Genomic DNA, 15862 nt, shown 5'->3' on the forward strand with positions numbered 1-15862 from the left:
TGTTTGGTATAGAATGTGACGGACATGGAGGAGATAGGCTGTGGTCGAGGCTGATTTGCATGCAGGACAATTTGTGACGCTGCTTATCATGGCTGTAGCGTTAGGATTTGATGCTTTTTCGTTAGGGCTCGGTATCGGTTTGAGAGGCATTCGGATCAAAGATATTTTGAAGCTTAGCTCGGTCATTGCCTTGTTTCATATCATCATGCCGCTTGGCGGCATCGTGATGGGGCAGTTCGTAAGCGGGCTCCTTGGCAGTGTGGCTACGACCGCGGCAGGTATTCTGTTACTGCTGCTTGGCGGACATATGATATACAGCTCATTGCGGGGCGATGCCGTCACGTCATTCGATCACCGCACCACTTGGGGCTTGCTCGTATTCGCGCTTAGCGTGAGCATCGATTCGTTTTCCGTGGGCATTACGCTTGGCATGTTTGCTGCGGATATATGGCTGACGGTATTGCTGTTCGGCATTTTTGGCGGCTTAATGTCGATAATGGGGCTGTCGCTTGGACGGAAAGTAAGCGCTGATCTAGGCGAGTATGGAGAAGCGCTCGGCGGTGCTATTTTATTCGTCTTCGGTATTTTGTTCATCTTCTGACAGGACATGCCTCTCCATACTAACGAGGCTGGACGTAATCGGTCTTTTTCGGTACTATCTAGTTAAGTGAATGTGCTGTAAGTTTGTGCGAATTGCACAATGCGGCAACACATCGCGTTTTGTATGAAACGAATGGAATTTTAGTTTTTATAAAATCTTTTAAAATTAGCTTTTGCCGCCAAAAATCGGCGACAGCCGTTTCACCTTGACGCGACATGATAAGGAGGCAGCAGGCATGAAACGTATTTTATTCGTATGTACCGGCAATACATGTCGCTCCCCAATGGCGGAAGCGATGCTGAAACGAATGGCGCAAATGAGAGGGATTACGGTTGCCGTTCGTTCCGCAGGCGTATCGACGGTTGACGGACTTCCCGTTTCCAAACATGCGCTGGAGACGCTTCGCGAACGCGAGATCGAACATAAAGGTTCTTCCAGAGCGATGACTTCGGAAGCGGTTGAATGGGCAGATCTTATATTGACGATGACCTCCGGACATAAGAGAGGACTTCTTCAATGGTTTCCGGAAGCGGTTGACAAGACGTATACGCTTAAGGAGTATACGAACATAGACGAGCGCGTTCTTGCCGATATCGAGGAGCTTGAAGGACTTTATACGGACATGCATATGAAACAGGCTCTCGGCCAGCAGCTTACGTCCTTGGAACGCACGCGTCTGCTTGAGCTGGAACGGAGCATTCCCGACTTCGACATCGCTGATCCGTTCGGCGGCTCCTTTGCTTTATATGCTAGCTGCGCGCAGGAAATCGAGACGGCGCTTGTCCGTCTGCTTGATAAGATTTCCAAGCGATAATTCGAATCCGCCATAGGTGTTTGCAATTGATTTTTTGTCGTTTATCGGCTATGATGAAAAGACAAATTAGGTTTCCGATGTAACTGGCGACGGAAGTGGGCTAACCACGGTGGAGCATCGGATCATACGGCCGGTCGCCTGGGCAAAGAGCAACATGCTAACAAGCATGTCATGCTCTTTTTTTGTCTTCATAAGAATTGTCGTTATCAGTGTATCAGCCGTTTACGCTTGAAATATAAGGGTTAATAAGTTGTACACTTATATCCACGCTTCTATTTCTCCGCGAAACGGATGCTGATCGATCAATGCCTTCCGATCAGCCGTTTACGCTTGACAAATGCAGGTATAATAAGACTGTAATTGAGTTCGAGGGAGGTCAAAAAAACCTATGAAAATTGCAATTGGAGCCGATCATGCCGGCTATGTGCTAAAGGATGTTGTCGTGCCCTTCATTGAATCGTTGGGACATGAAATTGTCGATGTAGGCTGCGACTGCAGTCAATCGGTTGATTATCCGGACTACGCGCTTCCTGTATGTGATCTCGTTGCGAACGGAGAAGCCGATCGCGGCATTCTGATCTGCGGGACGGGCATTGGGATGTCGATTGCCGCTAATAAAGTGAAGGGCATTCGCTGTGCGCTTGTACATGATCTGTTCTCGGCTAAGGCGACTCGCGAGCATAACGATACGAACGTGCTTGCCATGGGAGAGAGAATCATCGGTCCGGGCGTTGCTCAGGAAATCATTCGCATCTGGTTGGAAACGCCGTTCTCGCAAGGCGAACGCCACCAGGGCCGATTGAATAAATTAGCTCAAATCGAACAACAATTTGCTTCGAAATCCGTGTAATCGATATGACGGAAGCATATATGAATGATCGCGATCCGCTGGAATCGATTGCTTCGAATGTAGAAACGATCATAAGGGAGCTTGCTTCGGCGGGCGGATTGTCGGCTGGACAGCTGCTCGTTATAGGTGTTAGTACAAGCGAGGTGCTTGGACAGCGCATCGGAACGGCAGGCACGCTAGATGCTGCCGAGCGAATATTCGCCGGTGTCGAGACTGTTCGCAAGGAAATCGGATTTCATCCCGTTTATCAATGTTGCGAGCATCTGAATCGCGCGCTTGTCATCGAACAGCCGGTTGCTGAGCGGTTCGGTCTAGAGCTTGTATCGGCAGTTCCGATTCCGAAGGCGGGCGGTTCAATGGCCGCATTCGCTTATCGGACTCTCCCGGGAGCGTGTCTCGTAGAGACCGTGGCGGCACATGCGGGCATCGATATTGGCGATACGCTGATTGGGATGCACTTGAAGCGCGTTGCCGTACCGGTTCGACCTTCGATTAAGAGCATCGGCAGCGCCCATGTTACGATGGCTTTCACGAGACCGAAGCTGATCGGCGGCACTCGCGCTGTGTATGAACTTGATGAAGCTGTGCCGAAGCAGGAACAGACGAGCGGCACATGCGACTGATTCAGATTTCGTCTCAATAAGGATACAAGAATCAAACCTATATAATCTTTTTTAAACCTAAGGAGGAACTAATGACATGGAAAATCTACGTAAGCAAGATCCGGAAGTACTAAAAGCAATGGGCCTTGAGCTGACTCGCCAACGCGACAATATCGAACTAATCGCTTCCGAGAACATCGTAAGTGAAGCTGTTCTTGAGGCAATGGGTTCGGTATTGACGAACAAATACGCGGAAGGTTACCCAAGCAAGCGTTACTACGGCGGCTGTGAGCATGTCGATATCGTTGAGGATCTTGCCCGCAACCGTGCGAAAGAACTGTTCGGTGCTGAGCACGCGAACGTTCAGCCGCACTCCGGCGCACAAGCGAATATGGCTGTATACCTTGCTGCTCTTAAGCCTGGCGATACGGTTCTTGGCATGAACCTGGCGCATGGCGGCCACTTGACGCACGGCAGCCCGGTTAACGCATCCGGCTTGCTCTACAACTTCGTAGCTTACGGCGTACAAGAAGACTCCTTCACAATCGATTATGAAGAAGTTCGCAAACTTGCTTTCAAGCACCGTCCACGTTTGATCGTAGCTGGCGCAAGCGCATACCCTCGTATTATCGATTTCGAAAAATTGGGCAAAATCGCAAGCGACGTAGGCGCATTGTTCATGGTTGATATGGCACACATCGCAGGACTTGTAGCTGCAGGTCTTCACCCGAGCCCAGTGCCGCATGCGCACTTCGTAACGACAACGACGCACAAGACGCTTCGCGGACCTCGCGGAGGTATGATTCTTTGTCGCAAAGAGTGGGCTGCCGCTATCGATAAAGCGGTATTCCCAGGTTCCCAAGGCGGACCGCTTATGCATATTATCGCGGCAAAAGCAGTCGCTTTCGGCGAAGCGCTTCAGCCTTCCTTTAAGCAATATGCACAAAACGTCGTGAAGAACGCTAAAGTTCTTTCCGAAGAATTGTTGTCCCGCGGAATCAACATCGTATCCGGAGGAACGGATAACCACTTAATGCTGATCGACACGCGTAATCTTGGCGTTACAGGTAAAGTGGCTGAGCATGTATTGGATGAAGTTGGCATCACAGTTAACAAAAATGCTATTCCTTTCGATCCAACGAGCCCGTTCGTAACTAGCGGTATCCGTGTAGGTACGCCAGCGGCTACAGCTCGCGGAATGAATGAAGACGCAATGAAAGTTATTGCAGAAGTGATTGCCCTGGTATTGAAAAATACGGAGGATCAAGCTGTTCTTGAGAAAGCGCGCGGCATGGTTCGTGACCTGACAGCTAAATTCCCGCTATACCCTGGAATGACTTACTAATACGCTATACAGTATCTATATACAATCGTTTGTATAAAAAACGATCAAAAGCCCGTGTATCGACTCGAAGTCGATGTCACGGGTTTTTTTTCATGCATGGAATGACCGAAAGCCTGCATGTTTATTCAAGTATCCAAAAGCTATTTACAAACGATTTGTAAGCACCAATAAAAAATTTTTTAAAGTAAAATTTACCGCAAGTGTATTTTTTGAAATTTGTAGCATCCTATATGCGACAAGGGATTTGTCGAATTTCCAGCAAAATCGTTTCTGACGAAAAGCTGACGTGCCAATTTTTAGGTTGTTGACAATGTAATATTCGTTAGTATATATTTTCTACGTTAAAATCAGAGTAATAGTATATTATTTTCGTGAAAATTAATGAATTTATTATTCATTCAGATTCATAATTATGCAAATTGAATTTTTATGCACTTTGTATAATTATTAATCATTAATTTTTGCGTTTTTAATGTTACAATAAATTACTTCTGAGACAAAATCAGGGGAGGAAATGAAGTGAAAAAGAGATCAGTATTTTCGTATGTAACGCTTTTGTTGGTGCTTACGCTCATCGTGGCTGGCTGCGGCAACAAAAACAACAACCCTGCAAATCCGAACAACTCCGGCAACGGCGAATCCGAGGGCACTCAGGAAGCAAGAGCTTTCCGCATGAACCTCCATTCCGAACCGCCAAGTCTTGACCCGGCATTGATGGAAGACAACGTGTCCGGTACTGTAGCAACAGGTATTTACGAAGGTTTGACACGCAAGGACGAATCCGGCAACACAGTCGAAGGTATGGCTGAGTCGTGGGAAGTGTCTGAAGACGGCAAAACTTACACATTCAAAATTCGCTCTGATGCAAAATGGAGCAATGGCGATGCAGTAACCGCTAATGACTTCGAATTCTCTTGGAAACGCGCGCTTGATCCTGCTGTTGGATCGACATACGCGTACCAATTCTATTACATCGTAGGCGCTCAAGATTACAACGAAGGCAAGACAACGAATGCCGACGCTGTAGGCGTTAAAGCGCTGGACGCTCAAACATTGGAAGTTAAGCTTAACTCTTCAACTCCTTACTTCCTTGGTTTGACTTCGTTCTACACTTACAACCCTGTTCACCAATCCGCTAAGGACAACGCTGCTTGGGCAGCAGACGCTGCAACGATCATCGGCAACGGTCCTTTCAAAATTAGCGAATGGCAGCACAATACTTCCATGAAGCTCGTTCCGAACGAGAACTATTATGCGAAGGACGAAGTAAAGTTCACTAGCGTTGACTTTACGATGATTGCCGACTCAGCAACTGAGCTTGCAAACTACGAAACGGATCAGCTTGATTACACAGGCAAACCGACTGGCGAGATTCCAGCTGAGCAAATCCCTGTTCTTGCTGAATCGAAGAAAGACGAGTTCAACCAAATCGGTACGGCTAGCTCGTACTACTACATGTTCAACACAGAGAAAGCGCCATTCAGCAACGTGAAGGTACGTAAGGCACTGGCGATGGCGATCGATCGTCAATTGATTGTTGAAAACATTACACAAGCGGGCGAGCTTCCTGCATTCGGCTTCGTACCTCCGGGCATCGTCGGCGTGAACGGCAACTACCGCGACGAAGTGAAGGACGACTTCTTCAAGGAAGATATCGAAGAAGCTAAGAAATTGCTTGCTGAAGGTTTGTCGGAGCTTGGCCTTACTTCGTTCCCGGAAGTGAAGCTGACTTACAACACGAACGACACGCACAAAGCAATTGCTGACGCGATTGTTGATATGTGGAAGAAAGAGCTTGGAATTACAACGATTACAACTGCAGCTGAAGAATGGGCTGTATTCCTTGAGAACCGTACGGCTATGAACTATGATATCCAACGCGCTGGATGGGGAGCGGACTACAACGATCCAATGACGTACATGGACATGTTCGTAACGAAAGGCGGACAAAACAACACTGGTTTTGCTTCTCCTGAATACGATGCTCTGATCAAAAAAGCATACGCAAGCAGCGACCAACAAGAACGCATCGATGCAATGAAAGAAGCAGAGCAAATCTTGATGGAGCAATTGCCTATCTTGCCGCTCTACTACTACAGCAGCGTATACCTGCTGAAACCAGGATTCGAAAATATTTACCTGGACTACAAAGGCGACATTGAGTACACTCGCGGCTACTATGTAGCAAAATAGTGTGAGTCCAACGCTTGAAGTCGGGGATATATGCGAGCAGCATATATCCCTTTCTTTTGAAATAGGAGAGAGTCAAAGTTTCACTTATTTCGTTAATGCGAGACGCAGGCCGTCTTGTTTGATTCAAATATAAGAAAGTATAAATTTTGCTGCTTATACTATGCTTATATTTCTCCGCGAAACGTTAGCTGTTGCCGCCAAAGGACGGCACAGAACCGAGCTGCGCAAAGACGCAACTAATGGTTCGTGCGTAGCGACAGCCGTTTACGCTTGGTAAGGAGGTGTCCGTTGCATTGTTAAAATACGTATCCAAAAAGTTTCTGTCGATGATTGTGTCGTTGTTCGTTCTCGCGTCGGCAACCTTCTTCTTGATGAAGCTCATTCCAGGCGATCCGTTCCTGCGTGAGAAAGCGATTCCCGAGAAGATCAAAGAACATTTGTTTGCCATGTACGGTTTAGATCAACCGGTATGGAAGCAATATCTGATGTATTTGAACAACTTGCTTCATGGAGACTTAGGTATGTCGATGAAGCAGCAGTATATGTCCGTTACACGCATTATTAACGATAGCTTTAAGTATTCCGCGCAAATCGGCGTGCTGGCAATTATTGTTTCTGTTGCCGCAGGCTTGATTCTAGGCATTATTGCCGCGCTAAACCATCGAAAATTATTGGATAGCCTTACGATTGTCGTTGCCGTGCTTGGGGTTTCTATTCCGAACTTCCTTGCGGCGTCGGCGTTGCAATACGTTTTTGGCCTGAAGCTCCGCTGGCTTGACGTATCCGGTCTGAATGACTGGAGCGACTACATTATGCCGGTGCTTGCACTGTCGTTCTTACCCGCTGCATTCATTGCGCGCCTGACTCGCTCGACAATGCTCGAGGTTCTATCCGCTGACTATATTAAGACGGCTCGCTCCAAAGGGCTTAGCGGACGTATCATTCTCGTTCGTCACGCCCTTCGCAATGCGATCCTGCCTGTCGTGACCTACATCGGTCCGATGACGGCGAATATCATTACAGGCTCTGTCGTTGTTGAACAAATATTCGGCATCGGCGGCATTGGCAAGTTTTTCGTTCAAAGTATCACGAACCGCGACTATACGCTTATTATGGGCCTTACGTTGTTCTACGGCATTATTCTGATGGCTGCGCGGTTCTTAACTGACGTTGCATACGGCTTCGTTGATCCGAGAATTAAGTTAAGCAAAGGGAAGGGGGGCTAAATCATGGCAACGGATAAAATGTTGACCCCTGATGACTTTGTCAAGCTAACTAAGGAAGAGAAGAAAACAGAGACGGTCGTTCGCGAAAGTATTTCAGCTTGGAAGGATGCATGGCTCAGACTGAAAGCGAACAAGATGGCGATGATATGCCTTGCGCTTCTTATCGCTATTGTGATTATGGCGATTGCAGGCCCTTGGATTTCCAAGCTTGCAGGCCATGACTTCTCGACTAACCATTTGACGGAAAAGAACACTGCTCCGAACGGAACCTACTGGTTCGGCACCGATAATCTCGGTCGGGACATGTTCGCCCGTACGTGGATGGGAACGGGAATTTCGTTGCAGGTCGGCTTGTATGCGGCACTTGCCGATCTTGTCGTCGGTGTCATTATGGGCGGTATTATGGGTTATTTCGGCGGCCGTGTCGATGAAATTCTTAACCGCTTTTGCGAGATTATATATTCCATACCAAGCATGCTAATTATTATTTTGCTCATCGTTATTATGGAGCCTAGTATGTTCACGATTGTACTTGCGCTCAGTATAACCGGATGGGTCAATATGGCTTGGCTTGTCCGGGGTCAGATCATGCAACTCAAAAACCAGGAGTACGTCATGGCTGCGCAAGCGCTTGGCGCAAGCACGCCGCGTATTCTGTTCCGCCATCTAATCCCGAACGCAATGGGGCCGATTATCGTAACGCTGACATTGACCGTACCGAGTGCGATCTTCGCGGAGGCGTTCCTCAGCTTCCTGGGTCTCGGCGTGCAATCGCCGGCAGCATCGCTTGGTACAATGATTAACGATGCGATTAAGGCATGGACGCTATATCCGTGGAGAATGTGGTTCCCGGCTGTAATTATTAGTTTGATGATGCTTTGTTTCAATATTTTCGGTGATGGTCTGCGGGATGCGCTTGATCCGAAGATGAAGAAGTAGGAGGTGGACCATGATGGAAAGATTGCTTGAAGTCAAAGACCTTCGCGTTGATTTTAAAGTTCGCGGCGGCATCGTGCAAGCGGTGCGCGGCGTCAACTTTCATGTGAATAAAGGCGAGGCGGTAGCGATTGTCGGCGAGTCCGGCTGCGGCAAGAGCGTCACGGCGCAATCTCTTATGCGGCTCGTTCCGTCCCCGCCGGCGAAGACGACAGGCTCGATTCAATTCGCAGGCAAAGATATATTGAAGCTGACCGACCGGCAGATGGAGGACGTGCGGGGCAAGGAAATGGGCATGATCTTCCAAGACCCGATGACCTCGCTGAACCCGACGCTGACGATCGGCCGTCAGATTACGGAAGGACTTGTGAAGCATCAAGGCTTAAGCGGCGAGAAAGCTCGCGCTAAAGCCATTGAGATGCTGGAGCTCGTAGGCATTCCGAATCCGGCTTCGCGCGTGAAACAATATCCGCATCAATTCTCCGGCGGCATGCGCCAGCGGGCGATGATTGCGATCGCGCTTGCGAGCAATCCGTCCCTGCTTATAGCGGATGAGCCGACAACGGCGCTTGACGTTACGATTCAAGCGCAAATTATGCAAGTGATGAAAGATTTGCAGCATAAGCTTGGCACTTCTATTATTCTTATTACGCATGACCTTGGCGTTGTGGCCGATGTGTGCGATCGCGTTATTGTCATGTATGCAGGCAAAGTCGTGGAAACGGGAACGAAGTGGGAAATATTCAAAAATCCGAAGCATCCATATACGAAGGGGCTGCTGCGCTCCGTGCCGCGTCTCGATCAGAAGAAGGACGAGCCGCTCGTTCCGATTTACGGCATGCCGCCGGATTTGATCAAGCCGCCTGTAGGCTGCAGCTTCTGTGCGCGCTGCGACGAAGCGATGCGCGTCTGCATCGATAACGATCCTGAATTGCTTAAAGTAGGCGACAGCGAGTCGCATGCTTCGGCATGCTGGATGGCGCATCCTTATGCGCAACCGGCAAAACGGGAGGTGTCGGTATGAGCCAGTCGTTGATTGAAGTGAAAAACTTGCGCAAATTTTTCAATCTCGGAGGCGGTACGACACTACAAGCGGTTAACGATATTAGCTTGTCGATTCAGAAGGGCGAGACTGTCGGCGTCGTTGGAGAGTCGGGCTGCGGCAAGTCGACGGCCGGCCGTACGATTATGCGTCTTTATGAGCCGACGAGAGGTTCGGTTGCCTTCGAAGGCAAAGATATTTATGGTCTGAAGGGCTCGAAGCTGAAGGCGCTTCGCCGCGATATGCAAATGATTTTTCAAGATCCGTACGCATCGCTTAACCCTCGTATGACGGTCATGGACATTATCGGGGAGCCGCTCGATATTCATAACCTCGCCAGTGGGGGCAAGGAACGTCGGAAAAAAGTCGAGAATTTGCTCGATTTGGTCGGTCTTAATCCGAGCCATGCGACACGTTATCCGCATGAGTTCTCCGGCGGTCAACGCCAGCGTATCGGCATTGCTAGGGCGCTTGCGGTCGATCCGAAGTTCATCATTGCCGATGAGCCGATCTCCGCGCTTGACGTATCCATTCAAGCTCAAGTCGTTAACTTGATGCAGGATTTGCAGCGCAAGATGGGTCTGACTTATCTGTTTATCGCGCATGACCTGTCGATGGTTAAGCATATTAGCAACCGCGTTGCCGTTATGTATTTGGGTAAAATTGTAGAGCTTGCTTCCAGTGACGACTTGTATGCGACGCCTGCGCATCCGTATACGCGAGCGCTTATGTCGGCGATCCCGATTGCCGATCCTGAGGTTGAAGCGACGCGGGATAGGATTGTGCTGACTGGCGATTTGCCGAGCCCGATCAACCCGCCGAAGGGCTGCCAGTTCCATACGCGCTGCCCAATCGCGACCGATCGCTGCAAGGTGGACGAGCCTGCTCTTGTCGAAACAAGAAAAGGACATTTCGCCGCGTGTCACTACGCATAATGAACGAAGAGTAGCCGTATGGCTGGCCGATTACCGGCTGCCGTGCGGCTCTTTTTGGTAAGTGTGAGGTTAAGCAATTTAGAGCCTAATGTCCCTTCCTGTGTTAGAATATGGGTAATACAGATGGATGGAGAGGACGGAAGCAATGAATCAATTTGTACCCGGAATGTTCGTTTTTCTAGTCGTCATTATTGTTGTCGTAATCGTTGTTATCAACATAGCGAAGTCTAGTCGGCAATCATACTCTGGCAGAGGCCCCGGTAGTATGAAACGCTATTATGCTTCATGGCCGGCAGAGGAGCCGCCTCAGGCGCTTGGCGTGCCGTACGGGCATCCAGCCAGATCCGCAGCGGAGAGGCTTGAATCGGCGCTCGGTCTTGATTTCGAGGCTCGCATCAAGGATCGTGTGCTGAAGGAGCAGCCTCGTCTGACCGATAACGAGTGGAAATGGACATGGTTTGAGCTGAAGCGTTACTTTCTGATGTGCGCGACGATGAGAAGCGTGCCGATGTACAGCCGTTCGGCGGATGCGATCTGGCATGAGATGTTAATGTTCACGCGGGAATACGAGCAATTCTGCGCTAAATTCAGTGGCGACCTTATTCATCATGCTCCGCATGCAGCGGGAGTACAGCCCGAGCCGGGCGAGCGGGCGTGGTTCGACTGGGTATACGGCGAACTGTTCGAGCGCACGCCGGCGAGCGGAAGGGTGTGGGGGACGTTCTACCGCACGCCGCTGCCGCAGTCGAAGCTCGATGAGGTTGAAAGATGGGGCGAGGATCGTTTGAAGCAAGAATGGTTCAACGGCAAAACGCCGCTCAAGCACGCCGATATTGGCGGTATAATCGATCATTTGATTGGCCGGTTGAAGGAACAGCTTGGAGCCGCTAGAGGCAATCAAGCCCGCAGCCGGCATAGCCGCTCGTTCACGAACGGCGCGCATAATCCATCTCTGGATGGGATCACCTTCCTATCCGGTATGCTCATTTTCAACTCTCTTCATCACTCCAATGATTTCGCAAGGCAGATGGACAATTTGCAGACGGATGAAGAGCGCAAATCGAATTCGAGCGGCGATTCAACATACGCATGCAGCGGCTCTTCGCATGACGGCAGACATGACGGAGGCCATGACGGTCATTCGGGCGGCGGTCATGGCGGCGATTCCTCCTGCGGCAGCGGCGGAGGCGATGGTGGCGGCGGCTCTTCCTGCGGAGGCGGTGGCGGCTGCGGGGGTGGAAGCTAGTGGTAAGTGTGTAAGATGCGTAAGAATGAAACAACCCGCGTCCTCTGAAGATGGATACGGGTTGTTTCATGTGCTGCAGCACCTGCAATAAGAGCATAGATGCTCTTACAGCGAGCGGTATGGTGTGTTAACGTCTGTAAGGGCGTATGCACTCTTACGGTGCGGTTGAGGAGGCTCGGTAATCTCGCTGGTTCGCGTTTCTGCATTTATCGACAAGCAACAGCATTAGCCGTACAGGCTTGGACATACTGAAATAGTAAAAAACTCAAGATGCATCACGGGGTTTACAATGCTATAATAGTTGGGATTGTGTCAAGCCTACAACTATATACAGGAGGAATTACGCTCCATGAGCAAACTAATCATTTGCGACCATCCTTTAATTCAGCATAAGCTGACTTTTATTCGGAATAAAGAAACGAATACGAAAGATTTTCGGGAATTGGTTGACGAAGTAGCCACATTGATGGCTTATGAAATTACGAGAGACATTCCGCTGGACACGATTAAAGTGGAAACGCCTGTCGCTGTAACAGACGCAAAAGTCGTATCGGGCCGCATGCTTGGACTGGTGCCGATTCTACGCGCCGGACTAGGTATGGTCGACGGCATACTGAAGCTTATTCCATCCGCTAAGGTCGGACATATCGGACTCGCTCGCGATCATGAGACGCTGCAGCCGAAGGAATATTACATTAATTTGCCGACAGATGCCCCTAATCGTTTGCTGATCGTGATCGATCCGATGCTGGCAACGGGCGGTTCGGCTATTGCCGCTATCTCCTCGCTTAAAAACCACAATTGCGACCAGATCAAATTGATGTGTCTGATTGCTGCACCTGAAGGCGTGAAGGCTGTTCAGGAAGCGCACCCGGACGTAGATATTTATATCGCCGCATTGGACGAGCGCCTGAATGAGAAGGGCTATATCGTACCAGGTCTTGGTGACGCGGGAGACCGCATGTTCGGGACTAATTAGAGCCTCAGAAGGCAATTTTTAATAGGAGTGGAATCTTTTGACCAAACTGAAGGTAATGACCATTTTCGGTACGCGTCCGGAAGCAGTCAAGATGGCACCGCTTGTTCTTGAACTGCAGAAGCATGACGATCAGATCGAATCAATCGTATGCGTGACGGCCCAGCATCGTCAGATGCTGGATCAGGTGCTCGACTTCTTCGAGATTGAGCCGAATTATGATTTGAATGTAATGAAGGATCGCCAGACGCTGACAGAAACGACCGTACGGGTGCTTGAAGGCCTCGATCCGGTGCTGCAGCAAGCGAGGCCAGACATCGTGCTCGTGCACGGAGATACCCAAACGACGTTTCTAGCCAGCTACGCGGCGTTCCTTAAACAAATTAAGGTAGGCCATGTTGAGGCGGGACTACGGACGTGGAATAAGCTGTCCCCGTATCCGGAAGAGATGAATCGGCAGCTTGCAGGCGTTCTATCGGATGTGCATTTCGCTCCTACGGAGTGGTCGGCGAACAATTTGCGCAAGGAGAACAAGTCCGAGGAATCGATCTATGTAACTGGCAATACGGCAACTGACGTATTCCAATATACGGTGGATGAATCGTTCATGCATCCTGTGCTGGATTGGGCTAAGGGCAAACGGATGATTCTGATGACGGCGCATCGCCGCGAATCGCTAGGCGAGCCGCACCGAAACATCTTCCGCGCGGTGAAGCGTATTGCGGACGAGCATGAAGACGTCGTTGTCGTGTATGCAGTCCATCTGAATCCTGCGGTAAGAGAGCCGGCGAACGAGATTCTCGGCAATCACCCGCGTATCCAACTGATCGAACCGCTAGATGTGTTCCAGTTCCATAATTTCTACCCGCATACGTACATGATTATGACCGATTCAGGGGGTATGCAGGAGGAGGCGCCGTCGTTCGGCGTGCCAACCCTTGTTCTTCGCGATACGACGGAGCGCCCGGAAGGAATTGAAGCTGGAACGCTTGAGCTCGTGGGCACGGATGAAGAAGCGGTATACAGCAGAGCGAAGGCGCTGCTGAACGATTCGGAACTGTACGGAAGAATGAGCAGAGCGGCCAATCCGTATGGCGACGGCAAAGCGTCAGAGCGCATTGTAGAGGCGATCTTGCATCATTTTGGCAGAAGAAAGTCGCGCCCTGAATCGTTCACACAACGTTCATAGTTTACATGCGTACAGCCTACTGTAAGGTTAATGTACAGCATACAGTAGTACTGTACGGTTTTGATCGCTCGGAACACTAGTAGAATCAAGGGTTTTGTACATCTTGTTCACTAAATGTTTGCAGTTATATCAATTGACAAAACCAGCGCTGCTTCGATAAAATATATGAGGATTGACAGGGGTACATGCCATGAATAGAAATAACAAAAGGGACAATCCGCTGCTGGCTGCCGGTCTTGTAGGCGCTCTCGGAATCAATGTCGCAGTTTGTATTTTCTTGGGGTACTGGATCGGCTCTTTGGGCGCGGACCGCTTCGGCGGCGAGATGGCTTGGAAGATGTCAGGTCTGCTTGTTGGTCTGGCTGTCGGCATTCTTTCAGCCATTCTGATTGTAAAGAGGGTTCTGGAGGATTCCGATGGATAACATTATGAAGACGGCAGTTCGGGTGCTCCTGTATCTGCTGGCAGCTTGTCTGCTGGTATGGGCTCTCGCTCCGGAATGGCGTATTGTCACACTCGGCCTTCTTCTAGGATTGGCGGCAAGTTCCATGAATGCGTTTTTATTGAGACGCCGCGTGGAGATGGTTACACATGGTGCAGCGGGAACTGGGCCGCGCAAGATGGGTCTCGGACTCGGAAGCCGGATCGCGACCGTGCTTTTGGTAGCCATGATCGCCTATCGTTTCCCGGAGAAGTTCAGCATGCCGGCCGCGTTAATCGGCTGTATGGTTATGCCGTTTATTCTTTTGGCAGCAGCTTATATTCATAACAAACGACAGTCTTAGCGGAAAGGGGTGAAAATTTTACATGCATGAATTTCCCATAGTGCATCTTGGGCCGCTCAACATTGATCTCTCGACCGTTATCGCATTATTCGTATCCGTTGTCATTACGATGATTGTGGCAAGATTGGCAGTTCGCAATCTGTCGGTGACTAATCCAGGCAAAATGCAAAACTTCCTGGAGTGGGTCGTTGAATTCGTACACGGAGTCATTGCCAGTGCAATGCCGCTCAATCGGGTTAAGCCTTTCCTATCGCTAGGATTGACGCTTATTATGTTCATTTTCATCTCCAACTTGCTCGGTTTGCCATTCGGTGTTACTTTCGAGGCGCATCACGTCAATAACGCGCTTGGCATCACGCAAGAATTGTTGGACGAGCATCACGGCGAAGCGCACGTTTCCTTCTGGAAATCGCCTACCGCTGACATTAACGTCACGGCTGGTCTTGCGATTATCGTATTCGTGATTGTCCACTACCTTGGCCTCAAGCAGAACAGAAAGCACTATCTGAAGCATTACTTCCATCCGTTCCCKATTTTCTTGCCGGTCAACCTAATCGAGACCATCGCAAAGCCGGTAACGCTGGCGCTTCGGTTGTACGCTAACATTTATGCGGGCGAGGTTCTTATCTCTACGATTCTGATGCTCAACTGGTACGGTATCCCGTTCCTGATCGCATGGCAAGGCTTCAGTTTATTCGTAGGCGGTATTCAGGCTTTCCTGTTCACGATTCTGACGATGGTATATATTTCGCAAGCTGCCATCCATGACGAAGCCGATGAACATCATTAAATAACGCTTTAGACTCGGACAAGCTCATGAAGCTCCGGGTTGGTTATACAACTAAAAACAACATATCTCGAGGAGGATTTTAAAAATGGAAATCTTGGCAGCAGCATTGGCAGTAGGTTTGGGCGCAGTTGGCGCAGGCGTAGGTAACGGTATGATCGTCAGCAAAACAGTTGAAGGTATCGCTCGTCAACCGGAACTTCAATCCAAGCTTCAAACAACAATGTTTATCGGTGTAGGTATCGTCGAAGTTGTGCCTATCATCGGCGTAGTTATCGGTTTCTTGGCGTTCTTCAGCGCTTAATTGAAAACAGTCATGATTGGCGGGGAAGGCC

General features: G+C 49.6%; 17 protein-coding genes and 1 riboswitch. All 17 genes read left to right on the forward strand.

Features of this window, described 5'->3' with window-relative positions:
• Nucleotides 1–88 precede the first annotated feature (88 nt).
• The 17 genes from AC1DF0_RS06195 to atpE all read left to right on the forward strand — a co-directional run bounded on the left by AC1DF0_RS06195 (nt 89) and on the right by atpE (nt 15831).
• Nucleotides 89–601: a manganese efflux pump MntP gene (locus AC1DF0_RS06195; protein WP_477573473.1), complete on the forward strand. Its 513-nt coding sequence runs from the start codon at nt 89–91 to the stop codon at nt 599–601.
• Nucleotides 602–836: 235 nt separating this feature from the next.
• Entirely contained in the window at nt 837–1415 is a 579-nt protein-coding gene (locus tag AC1DF0_RS06200; RefSeq protein ID WP_442053303.1) for a low molecular weight protein arginine phosphatase, read from the forward strand.
• A gap of 69 nt (nt 1416–1484) precedes the next feature.
• Nucleotides 1485–1566, forward strand: a riboswitch (ZMP/ZTP riboswitch).
• 237 nt (nt 1567–1803) lie between these two features.
• Nucleotides 1804–2265 carry a ribose 5-phosphate isomerase B gene (rpiB, locus tag AC1DF0_RS06205; protein ID WP_337103886.1) on the forward strand — a complete coding sequence of 154 codons (462 nt, stop codon included), beginning with the start codon at nt 1804–1806 and terminating at the stop codon, nt 2263–2265.
• A 20-nt stretch (nt 2266–2285) separates the two neighbouring features.
• Nucleotides 2286–2888, forward strand: coding sequence for a TIGR01440 family protein (locus AC1DF0_RS06210; RefSeq protein ID WP_477573383.1), 603 nt, complete (start codon nt 2286–2288; stop codon nt 2886–2888).
• A 76-nt stretch (nt 2889–2964) separates the two neighbouring features.
• On the forward strand, nt 2965–4212 hold the full coding sequence (locus AC1DF0_RS06215; protein ID WP_442053305.1) for a serine hydroxymethyltransferase: 1248 nt from the start codon (nt 2965–2967) through the stop codon (nt 4210–4212).
• Between the two features lie 519 nt (nt 4213–4731).
• Nucleotides 4732–6405, forward strand: coding sequence for an ABC transporter substrate-binding protein (locus AC1DF0_RS06220; RefSeq protein WP_475822644.1), 1674 nt, complete (start codon nt 4732–4734; stop codon nt 6403–6405).
• 293 nt (nt 6406–6698) lie between these two features.
• Nucleotides 6699–7631, forward strand: coding sequence for an ABC transporter permease (locus tag AC1DF0_RS06225; RefSeq protein WP_337103890.1), 933 nt, complete (start codon nt 6699–6701; stop codon nt 7629–7631).
• 3 nt (nt 7632–7634) lie between these two features.
• A complete protein-coding gene (locus AC1DF0_RS06230) occupies nt 7635–8570 on the forward strand; it encodes an ABC transporter permease subunit (RefSeq protein WP_475822643.1) in 936 nt (311 codons plus the stop codon).
• Between the two features lie 13 nt (nt 8571–8583).
• Nucleotides 8584–9591: an ABC transporter ATP-binding protein gene (locus tag AC1DF0_RS06235; RefSeq protein WP_442049517.1), complete on the forward strand. Its 1008-nt coding sequence runs from the start codon at nt 8584–8586 to the stop codon at nt 9589–9591.
• Nucleotides 9588–10544: an ABC transporter ATP-binding protein gene (locus AC1DF0_RS06240; protein WP_477573384.1), complete on the forward strand. Its 957-nt coding sequence runs from the start codon at nt 9588–9590 to the stop codon at nt 10542–10544. The genes AC1DF0_RS06235 and AC1DF0_RS06240 overlap by 4 nt, the downstream gene beginning before the upstream one ends.
• A 145-nt stretch (nt 10545–10689) precedes the next feature.
• A complete protein-coding gene (locus tag AC1DF0_RS06245; RefSeq protein ID WP_442049513.1) occupies nt 10690–11790 on the forward strand; it encodes a glycine-rich domain-containing protein in 1101 nt (366 codons plus the stop codon).
• A gap of 349 nt (nt 11791–12139) precedes the next feature.
• The gene (gene upp, locus AC1DF0_RS06250) at nt 12140–12769 is read left to right on the forward strand and encodes a uracil phosphoribosyltransferase (RefSeq protein WP_337103895.1); all 630 of its coding nucleotides are present in this window, start codon (nt 12140–12142) and stop codon (nt 12767–12769) included.
• 37 nt (nt 12770–12806) lie between these two features.
• A complete protein-coding gene (wecB, locus tag AC1DF0_RS06255; protein WP_442049511.1) occupies nt 12807–13955 on the forward strand; it encodes a non-hydrolyzing UDP-N-acetylglucosamine 2-epimerase in 1149 nt (382 codons plus the stop codon).
• 190 nt (nt 13956–14145) lie between these two features.
• Nucleotides 14146–14379 carry an AtpZ/AtpI family protein gene (locus AC1DF0_RS06260; RefSeq protein ID WP_307204789.1) on the forward strand — a complete coding sequence of 78 codons (234 nt, stop codon included), beginning with the start codon at nt 14146–14148 and terminating at the stop codon, nt 14377–14379.
• Nucleotides 14372–14740, forward strand: coding sequence for an ATP synthase subunit I (locus AC1DF0_RS06265; protein ID WP_442049510.1), 369 nt, complete (start codon nt 14372–14374; stop codon nt 14738–14740). Before AC1DF0_RS06260 ends, AC1DF0_RS06265 begins: the two co-directional genes overlap by 8 nt.
• Nucleotides 14741–14762: 22 nt before the next feature.
• Nucleotides 14763–15530 carry a F0F1 ATP synthase subunit A gene (gene atpB / locus AC1DF0_RS06270; protein ID WP_442049509.1) on the forward strand — a complete coding sequence of 256 codons (768 nt, stop codon included), beginning with the start codon at nt 14763–14765 and terminating at the stop codon, nt 15528–15530.
• Between the two features lie 85 nt (nt 15531–15615).
• Nucleotides 15616–15831, forward strand: coding sequence for a F0F1 ATP synthase subunit C (gene atpE / locus AC1DF0_RS06275; RefSeq protein WP_307204792.1), 216 nt, complete (start codon nt 15616–15618; stop codon nt 15829–15831).
• Nucleotides 15832–15862 lie beyond the last annotated feature (31 nt).

Source organism: Paenibacillus sp. 05T425, assembly GCF_056396205.1.

Bases quoted from the DNA above. Each gene is read 5' to 3' on its own strand.
- AC1DF0_RS06195 (WP_477573473.1), top strand. From the start codon at position 89: ATGGCTGTAGCGTTAGGATTTGATGCTTTTTCGTTAGGGCTCGGTATC.
- AC1DF0_RS06200 (WP_442053303.1), top strand. From the start codon at position 837: ATGAAACGTATTTTATTCGTATGTACCGGCAATACATGTCGCTCCCCA.
- rpiB (WP_337103886.1), top strand. From the start codon at position 1,804: ATGAAAATTGCAATTGGAGCCGATCATGCCGGCTATGTGCTAAAGGAT.
- AC1DF0_RS06210 (WP_477573383.1), top strand. From the start codon at position 2,286: ATGAATGATCGCGATCCGCTGGAATCGATTGCTTCGAATGTAGAAACG.
- AC1DF0_RS06215 (WP_442053305.1), top strand. From the start codon at position 2,965: ATGGAAAATCTACGTAAGCAAGATCCGGAAGTACTAAAAGCAATGGGC.
- AC1DF0_RS06230 (WP_475822643.1), top strand. From the start codon at position 7,635: ATGGCAACGGATAAAATGTTGACCCCTGATGACTTTGTCAAGCTAACT.
- AC1DF0_RS06235 (WP_442049517.1), top strand. From the start codon at position 8,584: ATGGAAAGATTGCTTGAAGTCAAAGACCTTCGCGTTGATTTTAAAGTT.
- AC1DF0_RS06240 (WP_477573384.1), top strand. From the start codon at position 9,588: ATGAGCCAGTCGTTGATTGAAGTGAAAAACTTGCGCAAATTTTTCAAT.
- AC1DF0_RS06245 (WP_442049513.1), top strand. From the start codon at position 10,690: ATGAATCAATTTGTACCCGGAATGTTCGTTTTTCTAGTCGTCATTATT.
- upp (WP_337103895.1), top strand. From the start codon at position 12,140: ATGAGCAAACTAATCATTTGCGACCATCCTTTAATTCAGCATAAGCTG.
- AC1DF0_RS06260 (WP_307204789.1), top strand. From the start codon at position 14,146: ATGAATAGAAATAACAAAAGGGACAATCCGCTGCTGGCTGCCGGTCTT.
- AC1DF0_RS06265 (WP_442049510.1), top strand. From the start codon at position 14,372: ATGGATAACATTATGAAGACGGCAGTTCGGGTGCTCCTGTATCTGCTG.
- atpE (WP_307204792.1), top strand. From the start codon at position 15,616: ATGGAAATCTTGGCAGCAGCATTGGCAGTAGGTTTGGGCGCAGTTGGC.